Consider the following 315-nt stretch of genomic DNA (forward strand, 5'->3'; position numbering starts at 1 on the left):
GTGGCGGACCCGTACCCCGGCGGGGTTCCGGATCGCGGTCAAGGCCAGCCGCTTCCTCACCCACATCAAACGCCTGCGTGAACCCGCGGAGCCGGTGGCGCGGCTGATGGGGCGGGCGGTGCACCTGGGTGAGCGGCTGGGCCCGATCCTGCTGCAACTCCCACCGACCCTGCGCGCCGATCCCGACCTGCTCGGCCAGTGCCTGCGCTGCTTTCCGCCCGGCACACAGGTGGCGGTCGAACCGCGCCACGAATCCTGGTGGACCGAGCAGACCAGGCAGGTTCTCGAACACCACGGTGCGGCGCTGTGCTGGGC

The 315-nt window shown here is 71.7% G+C and carries 1 protein-coding gene; it reads left to right on the top strand.

The genetic code is table 11. The annotated features are described in order from the left end of the window. Positions 1-315, top strand: a 315-nt coding sequence (locus GV790_RS29565; protein WP_163818099.1) for a DUF72 domain-containing protein, incomplete at both ends; no start/stop codon positions are given.

This window comes from Nocardia cyriacigeorgica (genome assembly GCF_010858045.1).
In the GTDB taxonomy this organism is placed as follows: Bacteria; Actinomycetota; Actinomycetes; order Mycobacteriales; family Mycobacteriaceae; genus Nocardia; species Nocardia cyriacigeorgica_E.